Here is a 9461-nt window from a genome sequence, read left to right as displayed (position 1 = left end):
TTGGCGGGCCGGCGGGGGCGAATGATCCAACTGTAAATTATACCCCGCCAACCAATTTAACCTGGCTGGTAACCGAAACCAATGGTGTAAAATACATTACCATCTCAGGCGGTGGTTTTATCAGTTATTATCTGGGCGTATCGCAGTATCAGATTTTATCGCTAAATGAAAACGAAATGTGGTTGCGTTGTTTGGATAAAGCGAATAGTGGTAATGCCTGGTATTTAAAATTGATTAAAAAAGGATATGTACGTCCAATTGTACAGAAACCTATTCAGGCGGCAAACCTTTCTGATGATTTTCAGGGCACTGCCAATTTCACCTGGAATGCCGAAAACATCAATTTTACCAGTCCTTACGATAATCCTGCAAAATTTCCTGTTAATACATCAGCAAAAGTGGGTTATTATGAAAAAAGAACAGGCGACGATGGTCAGTACGGAAACCTGAATGTAACCCTTCCATATCGTTTTGACCTTGCAGCAAAAAATAAAATCCGCTTAAAGGTTTTCATTCCTGGTGGAAATGATTTTACAACATTGCAGCCAAAGGTTTCGGTTAAACTACAGAACTCCTTATTAGGAGGCGACGCTTATAAAACACAGATTGAGATTGTTAAAACAATAGCCGCTACTGATTATAATAAGTGGATACAATTGGAGTTTGATTATTCGGCCTCGGCTGCCCAAACGCTTTACGATAAAATTGTGGTTCAGCTTGGTGGCGAAGGTCACCCTGCTCCGGGCATATTTTACGTTGATGATTTTGAGTTTAAGTAATGCCTGATTTACCGGCGGCAGTTTGTAAACTGCCCCATTTTTAAAAAATTAATACGATGATACATTCAGTAAAGCATTTTAAAAGTGTGGTTTTCGCAGTTGCTATTTGTGCAATTGCGTTAAGTTCCTGTTCAAAAAAAGGTGGTGACAATGGTTTGGTTTATGTACCGCCTGTACCAACGGGACCGCCTGTTGATAAAGGCTGGACTTTTGAAACCAGCCCGTTTTGGGCCGATGAATTTACCAATACCGGTGCCCCACTTTCGAGCAACTGGGATTATGATACCGGAGGTAGCGGCTGGGGGAACAACGAGTTGGAGTATTATACTAATAGCACCAACAATGCCAGTGTTGCCGGTGGGATATTAACTATTACTGCTAAAAAGGAAAACATGGGCGGCATGTCCTACACTTCGTCCCGTATGGTAACCCGCAATAAACTAGATGCTTTATATGGACGTTTTGAAATTAAGGCTAAACTGCCTAGCGGAAGGGGTACCTGGCCAGCTATCTGGATGTTGCCAACCGACCGGGCTTATGGCGATTGGCCAAAATCGGGCGAAATTGATATTATGGAACATGTAGGTTACGATCAGGATATGGTGCATTTTACTACCCATAGTGAGGCTTATTACTTTAAAATCAACACCCAGAAAACCATTACCAAAAAAATAGATGGTGCGAGTACAGCTTTTCACCTTTACCGGGTAGATTGGACACCTTTTGCCATCCGTGGTTATTTTGATGATGTAAAGGTATTCGAATTTACCAACGAAGGAACAGGTTATAAGGTTTGGCCTTTTGATAAACGTTTCCACCTTTTGCTAAATGTTGCTGTTGGTGGCGATTGGGGCGGTGCCCAGGGAGTTGATGATAACATCTGGCCTCAAAAAATGGAAGTAGATTATGTTCGGTACTATAAAATGATCGAAAAATAAGATACGTTAGTTTGATTGTGATCCGTTGAGGATTCAGCGGATTTTAAGTGGTCTGTGTTTTCGCAGGCCACTTTTTTATTCCATGGTCTGTGTACCCTACAGATCACTTGAAATAAGTCTTTAAACCTGAGTTCGATTAATATTTATGCGCTTCTATCGGTTTTAGCCACCTTTCCCTAATTTGACCGTCATGCTGAATTTATTTTATTAGCCATTTCTATTGTTTTTCAATGGTCTAATAGCTACTTCGTGGTCAGCATCCATCATGCTAGAAAGACCCTGAAATAAATTCAGGGTGACGGCTATGGATTAAAAATCTCTTTAGGAGAAAGTTTAAACAAATATAGCAGGCATAAAAAAACGGGGATCGATCATACCGACCTATCCCCGTCATCTAAATTAACGCTCTCATATATATAAACAACCAAAAAGGCGATTTATTATATTCGGTGTAAAATATTTTTTATTTTTTTACTGCAGGCTTTTTTGCTGCGGTTTTAACCTTCTTTTCAACGGCAGGAGTTTCTTCGCTAACCTCTGCTTTTTTCTTGGCAGGTGCTTTTGCTTTCTTCACTTCTGCTACCGGTTCTTCAGCGGCTTCAGCTTTCTTTTTTGCTGGTGCTTTAGCTTTTTTAGTCTCTGCAGGAACTTCTTCAGCTACAGCTTCTTTTTTCTTAGCAGGTGCTTTTGCTTTCTTTTCTTCAATAACAGGTACCTCAACAACTGCTTCTTTAACTTCGGCTACCTTAGGCGCATGATCTTGTTGCAGGTAATTGGCCAGAATCTGCTTTAAATATACCTCTGGTTTAGGCATATTAATGATTGTTCCAGGCTCTTTATCCTGCGATTGTTTAATATAAGCTGATTTTATTTTGCCCCAATCTTTAGAGTAAAGTCTGATAAACATCTCTACAAATTGTTCGTCTGTATATTTTTTAGGCAACCTACCCAGCACTGCCTGAATTTTTTCTTCTTTTCTATGTAATACCGCCATCGATTTTATTTTGCACAAAGATAGCCGAATTTTATCATTATCAGTCTTTTGCTTTTTTAGCGGTAATAAATAGCTTTTTAGGTAGAATAGCGCATTTTAAGCATCAACAGGCTCTAGTTCTTTTTCAGTTCTTCTGCTTTTAACCAATCTTTCGCGGTGTTTTAATCCCCATTCCCTTAATTCGAAAATTACTTTATCCAACGATTCGCTGTAAGGTGTTAATTCGTAGGTAACAGTAACCGGCGTGGTAGAAAAAACCTTGCGTATTACAAATTCGTTCAGTTCTAAATCCTTCAGTTCTTTCGATAAGATTTTAGGTGTAATCTCTCCCAACGATTTCTGGATCTCGTTAAAACGCTGCGGCCCTTCCTGTAAACTGATAATCAAAGGGAGTTTCCACTTGCCGTTTAATACATAAAGCGCATCTTTTACCGCATTTAAACTTGCAGTGCAGGCTTCTTTACTCTTGTGTTCTTTTGCTGGTCCCATAATACAAAGGTATATGCTTTCGTAAAGGATACCGCTATCCTTTGGGATACTAGTATCTTTTGGATAGCAAAAGTACATATGTTTGCTTCAAAAAAATAATATGAAAACAAGAACACTTAAAATTACTTATTGGATATCAACGGCTTTGGTTTCGTTAATGATGCTTTTTTCTGCCTATTCTTACCTTACCAACGGAACGATTAAACAGGCTTTTCATCATTTGGGTTACCCTGATTATTTTAGAATAGAACTGGCTATCGCGAAAATTATCGGTGCAGTTATATTATTGATTCCGATAAAAGGAAATTTAAAAGAGTGGGCTTACGCAGGTTTTGCGTTTACTTTTATTTCTGCATTTATTGCACACACCGTTTCTGGCGATCCGGTTAATAACCGCATAGGGCCAGTTGTATTTCTGATCGTTTTATTGCTGTCGTACTTTTCTTATCACAAACAGAAAGCCGGTAATTCTTAATTTAAGGTCTAACTGATTGGTGTCTCACCAATCAGTTAATTATTATTTATAAATCGATTTAGCTGTGTATGCAACAAATTAATTGATGAAATCCTGTCTTTCAGAATTTTATCTTAATTTGGGTTATGATGCGCACACTTACCAAATATTCAAGCCTTTTTTTAATCGGATCAATCGGCATTTTAACTGCTTTTACCGGTATCCCTAAACCTAAAAAAACGTTGGATAAACGGCCAAATATCATTGTAATCCTGGCTGATGATCTGGGTTTTTCGGATATTGGTTGTTATGGTGGGGAAATTAAAACACCCAACATCGATTATCTGGCAAATCAGGGTGTGCGTTTCAGGAATTTTTACAATACCTCACGCTGTTGTCCCACTCGGGCCGCTTTGTTAACCGGACTTTACAACCATAACGCTGGCGTCGGCGAAATGACAACCGACCGGGATGTAGAAGGTTACCGCGGCGCCATTACTAAAAATACAGTAACACTGGCCGAAGTTTTAAAAGATGCAGGTTATAGAACAGCCATGTCGGGCAAATGGCATGTTTCTAATACGATAGAACAGCCAACACCACAGGCACAATTGGATTGGTTGAACCATAAAACATCTTTCCCGCTATTTTCTCCGATCGATCAATATCCCACTAGCAGGGGATTCGAAAAGTTCTTCGGAACGTTGTGGGGAGTAGTCGATTTTTTTGATCCTTTTAGCCTGGTAAGCGGCACCACGCCAATTAAAGACGTGCCTAAAGATTATTACCATACCGATGCGATTAACGATACTGCAGCAACTTATATCCGTGAATTTAGCAAAGGCGATAAACCTTTTTTCCTTTATGTTGCCGAAAATGCACCACATTGGCCATTACAGGCAAAACCAGAAGACATTGCCAAATATAAAGATACCTATAAAGTGGGCTGGGATGCCATCCGTGAGGCGAGATATAAGAGAATGGTTGCCATGGGACTTATCGACCCAAAAACAGCTCCATTGTCTCCAAGAAAATCGACCGAAAAATGGGAAAATAACCCAACAAAAGCCTTTGACGAAATGGCAATGGCAGTACATGCGGCCATGATTGATCGGATGGACCAGGGCATAGGCCGCATTATAAAAACCTTAAAAGAAACCAATCAACTGGATAATACGCTGATTATCTTTTTGAGCGATAATGGTGCCAGTCCGGAAGATGCCATGCGTTACGGGCCAGGTTTCGATCGGCCAAGCGAAACGAGGGAAGGTCAAAAAATTGCTTATCCGATTTATAAAAAAGTAATGCCCGGACCGCAAACCAGTTATACTTCCATCGGACCAATTTGGGCAAATGTGGCCAATACACCATATCAACTGGCTAAAGCACAATCGTACGAGGGTGGCGTACATACCCCGATGATCGCTTTCTGGCCAAAAGGTATTACGGCCAAAAAAGGAAGTTATACCGATCAGGTTGGACATGTAATGGACTTTATGAGCACTTTTGTAGCCCTGGCCAATGCGAAATATCCCCAAAATTATAAGGGCAACTACATTAAACCCATGCAGGGTGTGAGTTTGGTACCCGCATTAAAAGGAAAAATCTCAAACGGGCACGAAACTTTGTTTAACGAACATTTTAACGCCAGGTTTGTACGTGCCGGCGATTGGAAAATGGTAAACCTTTCTAACGATTCTACCTGGCATCTTTACAATATTAAAAATGATAAAACGGAGCTGAACGATGTGGCTGCCCAAAATCCAGATAAAGTAAAAGAGCTGGCTGCGAAATGGAAGGCCTGGGCAAAGGAAAACCATGTGTTGCCTAAGCCATAGGGGATTAAGGCTTCGGTCGGTGAGACACCGACCGATAGAATCAGTGGAATGCCCGCCTGCTTCGGGCAGGGAGAGATCTATCTCTAGACAGATTTCGCTTCGCCGGGCCACCGAAGAATCCAGCGGATCCGTGTTTTTCCGTGCATCTGTGGCAACTAAAACAATGGATAATAATAGATTAAAGGTCTAAGCGAAGCGCTAAGATCAGTATAGTTAAAAACATTAAAACCCTTCGACAGGCTCAGGGTGACAGTGTTTCTGCCTGGACTATCTAACCTTTTAAGGCTTCAATAATCTTATCCGTACAATCAACCTCGCCCAATCTCGGGAAGATTCTTTTTACACTGTGTTCATGCGCATCGGCGTTAGTATCCGTCATCGCGTCCTCTGCAAAAGTGATATTGTAACCATGTTCGCTTGCCGCCCTCGCTGTGCCTTCTACACCAATGCTGGTAGAAACGCCGGCAAGTACAATTCCGGTAATTCCACGCTTTTTCAGTTCAGTATCCAGGTTTGGGTTTGTAAAAGCATTCCACGCATTTTTGGTGATAAAAACATCATTTTCTGTAGTTTCGATTTCTGGTGCAATTTCAAACCACTCATCAGGAAAACTGGTAAACCTGGCATTAGCCTCTGTACGCAGATTATTTAGGAGCGATTTTGTCGGATCAACATTTACCACCACAATGGGTAAGTCTGCTTTACGAAATGCGGAAACCAATGCTGCGGCATTTTCCAAAATTTGGTTAATGGGTTTTACAACGGGAAATTGTACAATTCCTTTCTGAAGATCGATTAAAACCAGAGCTGTTTTTTTATCTATTGAAGTAACCATTTTATATTAATTTATATTTTTTCTAATTCGAGCTGGTTAATTTCCGGTTTGATAGCGGTGTTTTTTATTTCATCTTTCCTCAGTTTCCGGTATAAATAGGTGCCGATAAAGAGGGCAATTGCACCTTCCATTAAAACCGTATCGGGTGTGCCAATCCATTGCGAAATGGCACCTACGAGCAATCCACCTAAAGGTTGCATACCGAAAAATGCCATTGCATAAAAGCTGATTACACGACCGCGCATTGAAGGATCAACCGTGGTTTGGATCAGGGTATTGCTGATGGTAATCTGCGACATCATACCAAAACCCGAAATGGTAGCAAAAACCAGGGCAATCGGATAATAAGTGGTATGCGAAAATAAGATCAGCCCCATCCCGAAAATCAAGGTGTTAATGGCGAGGATCTTTCTGAGGTTTCTGCCGGGTTTTAACGATGCCAAAAATATAGCACCGGAAAAAGCACCTAAACCAATCACACTATCAATTACGCCAAAAGTAGAGGCAGTACCTTTAAATATATCCTTTGCATAAACAGGGATTAATGTGCTGAATGGTAAAACCGTTAAGCTGATCAGTGCCAGCATAACGAGGATAATGCTGATGGAAGGTGTTTTCCTGATATAGGCAAAACCTTCTTTCAGTTCTTCCACTACATTTTTGGTGCTGGGTTTGGCAATATATTTTGGCAATTTCATCATCAGTAAAGAGCCGATCACGGCAATAAAACTCACCGCGTTAAGTCCAAAACAGATATCATCACCAAATTTTTCTAAAGCCAATCCTGCTAAACCCGGTCCGATTAGCCTCGATAAATTTACCATGGATGAGTTTAGCGCAAGCGCATTGGGCAGGTCGGCCTTATCATCAACCATTTCGTAAACCAGCGATTGCCTTGCCGGAACATCAAAAGCGTTAATCAATCCGAGTAAAGCACTTAAAGCAATAATTTCCCATACGGAGTAATGCCTGAAGAAAATCAGCAATGTTAACAGCACCGCCTGGATCATCGAGGCTACTTGTGTAATCAGCAATAATTTGTAACGGTTATACCGGTCGGAAGCCACGCCGCCCAAAAAGGAAAATATAAAGGATGGGAATAAACTGGCAAAAAGCGTTAAACCCAGCATAAATTTAGAATGGGTTTCCGAATAGATTACCCAGCTTACAGCCGTTTTCTGCATCCAGGTTCCGATCAGGGAAATCGATTGTCCGCCGAAATATAAACGATAATTACGGCTTTTAAAGGCGTTAAATGTGCTGATTTTCATGATCCTAATATTCTACCAGTTTGGCCAAAGGGCCAATTGCTGCCTTTAAAATTTCCTGTTCCTGCACATTGCATACCTCGGCTATGGCTTTGCTCAGCCATTCGCTACGCTCATTGCGAACCTGCTGGATCATTTCTTCCCCCAATGCCGAAATAGAAAGATATATTTTACGCTTATCGGTATCGGATGGCTTTTTTTCGATCAGCCCAAGCTCATTTAAGTGGGTAATTACCTGCCCCATTGATTGTGGCGTTATTTTTTCGATCACCGCAAGCTCTGCAGCCAAAAGGCTTTGGTTCTCCAGCGAAACCAATACGGCCCTTTCGGTTTGGGATAACGGGGTATCTGCTGGTGAAAGCTTGCGCATTTTCCTCACCAGGCGGGTTAAAACCGGACGGAGCTGCGTAGCGATATCGTGACTGTTTTTTGTGCTCATTATTGTAAGTAAAACTGATAAGTTTGCCTTACAAATATAATATTGTTTTGCTTAAAGAAGTTATGTTTATTGTTTAAATAGACATTTAATTTATAAATGGCTACTTCTTCCAGCCCTTTTGCATTTTTTTATAGGCCTTTTTACTGATCTTCGATTTCTTTTTTGATCTGGACTTACCTTTTTTCTTCCTGGCGTTGATATTGTTTACCAACGAATTTTTAACCCCCAGTTTGTTTTTCTTACCCTTCTTTTTATCCTTTTTCTTTTTACCTTTTTTCGTTGTCTTTGCCATAATATTTTAATTGATCATTATTATTTAACATCCAATCGGCTAAAAAGGTTCATGTAAGATGATTGAGCTTTTTAGCAAAACAAATTGAGCTTTTTAACAAAGCGTTGATCTGCAGATGAACCTACCTTTGACATATAATAAATGATAGAAAAAATGAAAAAAGTTTGGTTTATAACAGGTAGCTCCCGCGGATTGGGACGCAGCCTTACAGCTCAGGTATTGGCAAAAGGCGATTTTGTTGCTGCAACAGCAAGAAATACCGAAGCTTTAAATGATTTTGTAGAAAAATATCCCGATCAGGTTTTCCCGATCACTTTAGATGTTACCGATTACGATCAGGTTCATTTAGCAGTAGAGGCGGCAATAGAACATTTCGGTAAAATAGATGTACTGGTAAATAACGCAGGTTTTGGCATTGTTGGTGCCGCCGAAGCTTTTACCGAAGAGCAGGTACGCAGTCAGTTGGAAACCAATTTATATGCACCGATTGAGATTACACGCGCCGTATTGCCTTTTATGCGCAAACAACGTTCAGGCAGGATTTTACAGATCAGTTCGGTAGGTGGCCGCGTGGGTAATGCCGGTTTAAGTATGTACCAGGCTGCAAAATTTGGTCTTGGTGGTTTTACTGAAGCACTGGCTAAAGAAGTGGTCGATTTAGGTATTTATGTTACCAGTGTAGAGCCGGGCGGTTTCCGTACCGATTGGGCCGGCGATTCGATGACCTATGCGCCCGCAGTAGAAGGTTATGAAAACAGTGTAGAAAAACGTTCTGATTTCTTTAAAAGCGGAAATTTTGTACCTATGGGCGATCCGGAAAAAGCTGCAAAAGCCATGCTCGATCTGGTAGAAAGCCCCGAACCTCCTGTGCATTTGGTGTTGGGCAGCGAGGCCATCGGTTTACTTAAACAGGCCGATGCTGCAAGAACCGCCGAAATGGAAAAATGGATGGATGTAAGTTTATCAACCGATCATGATGAAGCAGAGAATTTTTTAGCTACCGATTTAGGGAAGTCTTTTATTAAGAAGTAAGTTATTGGTAACAAAACTTTCTCATTAGCGTCATTTCGAGCGGAGTGGAGCGCAGTCGAGAAATCTATCTAGATAGATCTCTCCCTGCCCGAAGCAGGCGGGC

Annotated in this window: 11 protein-coding genes; 5 read left to right on the top strand and 6 right to left on the bottom strand. The window is 41.0% G+C overall.

The genetic code is table 11. The features are described 5' to 3' along the window. The coding region (locus B2V92_RS25215) for a hypothetical protein (RefSeq protein WP_293313314.1) at positions 1 to 779 on the top strand (779 nt) is incomplete at its 5' end. Positions 780 to 835: 56 nt separating this feature from the next. Next, a complete protein-coding gene (locus B2V92_RS25210; RefSeq protein WP_293313312.1) occupies positions 836 to 1717 on the top strand; it encodes a glycoside hydrolase family 16 protein in 882 nt (293 codons plus the stop codon). 463 nt (positions 1718 to 2180) lie between these two features. Here the strand turns inward: B2V92_RS25210 and B2V92_RS25205 are convergent, their stop codons facing one another. Together B2V92_RS25205 and B2V92_RS25200 are read right to left on the bottom strand one after the other, a co-directional pair. Continuing rightward, complete coding sequence (locus B2V92_RS25205; RefSeq protein WP_293313310.1) at positions 2181 to 2711, bottom strand: hypothetical protein; 531 nt, start codon at positions 2709 to 2711, stop codon at positions 2181 to 2183. Positions 2712 to 2807: 96 nt separating this feature from the next. Continuing rightward, positions 2808 to 3278 (bottom strand): helix-turn-helix domain-containing protein, encoded by a 471-nt coding sequence (locus B2V92_RS25200; RefSeq protein WP_349681448.1) that lies wholly within the window; start codon positions 3276 to 3278, stop codon positions 2808 to 2810. 22 nt (positions 3279 to 3300) lie between these two features. Here B2V92_RS25200 and B2V92_RS25195 point away from each other — a divergent pair, with 22 nt between their 5' ends. Continuing rightward, complete coding sequence (locus B2V92_RS25195; protein ID WP_293313308.1) at positions 3301 to 3675, top strand: DoxX family protein; 375 nt, start codon at positions 3301 to 3303, stop codon at positions 3673 to 3675. Between the two features lie 125 nt (positions 3676 to 3800). Then, complete coding sequence (locus B2V92_RS25190; protein WP_293313306.1) at positions 3801 to 5492, top strand: arylsulfatase; 1692 nt, start codon at positions 3801 to 3803, stop codon at positions 5490 to 5492. A 271-nt stretch (positions 5493 to 5763) separates the two neighbouring features. On the opposite strand, the gene B2V92_RS25185 is transcribed toward B2V92_RS25190, so the two are convergent. The 4 genes from B2V92_RS25185 to B2V92_RS25170 all read right to left on the bottom strand — a co-directional run bounded on the left by B2V92_RS25185 (position 5764) and on the right by B2V92_RS25170 (position 8326). Next, positions 5764 to 6327, bottom strand: coding sequence for an isochorismatase family protein (locus tag B2V92_RS25185; protein ID WP_293313304.1), 564 nt, complete (start codon positions 6325 to 6327; stop codon positions 5764 to 5766). An 11-nt stretch (positions 6328 to 6338) separates the two neighbouring features. Further along, positions 6339 to 7598, bottom strand: a complete 1260-nt coding sequence (locus B2V92_RS25180) for an MFS transporter (RefSeq protein ID WP_293313302.1) — start codon at positions 7596 to 7598, stop codon at positions 6339 to 6341. A 4-nt stretch (positions 7599 to 7602) separates the two neighbouring features. Continuing rightward, entirely contained in the window at positions 7603 to 8034 is a 432-nt protein-coding gene (locus B2V92_RS25175) for a MarR family winged helix-turn-helix transcriptional regulator (RefSeq protein ID WP_293313300.1), read from the bottom strand. A gap of 100 nt (positions 8035 to 8134) precedes the next feature. After that, positions 8135 to 8326, bottom strand: a complete 192-nt coding sequence (locus tag B2V92_RS25170) for a hypothetical protein (protein ID WP_293313299.1) — start codon at positions 8324 to 8326, stop codon at positions 8135 to 8137. Positions 8327 to 8479: 153 nt separating this feature from the next. On the opposite strand from B2V92_RS25170, the gene B2V92_RS25165 reads away from it, so the two are divergent. Beyond that, positions 8480 to 9358 (top strand): oxidoreductase, encoded by an 879-nt coding sequence (locus tag B2V92_RS25165; protein WP_293313297.1) that lies wholly within the window; start codon positions 8480 to 8482, stop codon positions 9356 to 9358. Positions 9359 to 9461: the final 103 nt, after the last annotated feature.

The sequence above is a fragment of the Pedobacter sp. UBA5917 genome, from assembly GCF_002432345.1.
Taxonomy (GTDB): domain Bacteria; phylum Bacteroidota; class Bacteroidia; order Sphingobacteriales; family Sphingobacteriaceae; genus Pedobacter.
The sequence above is the reverse complement of the archived record's forward strand: the minus strand, read 5'-3'. Positions and strand labels throughout refer to the sequence as shown.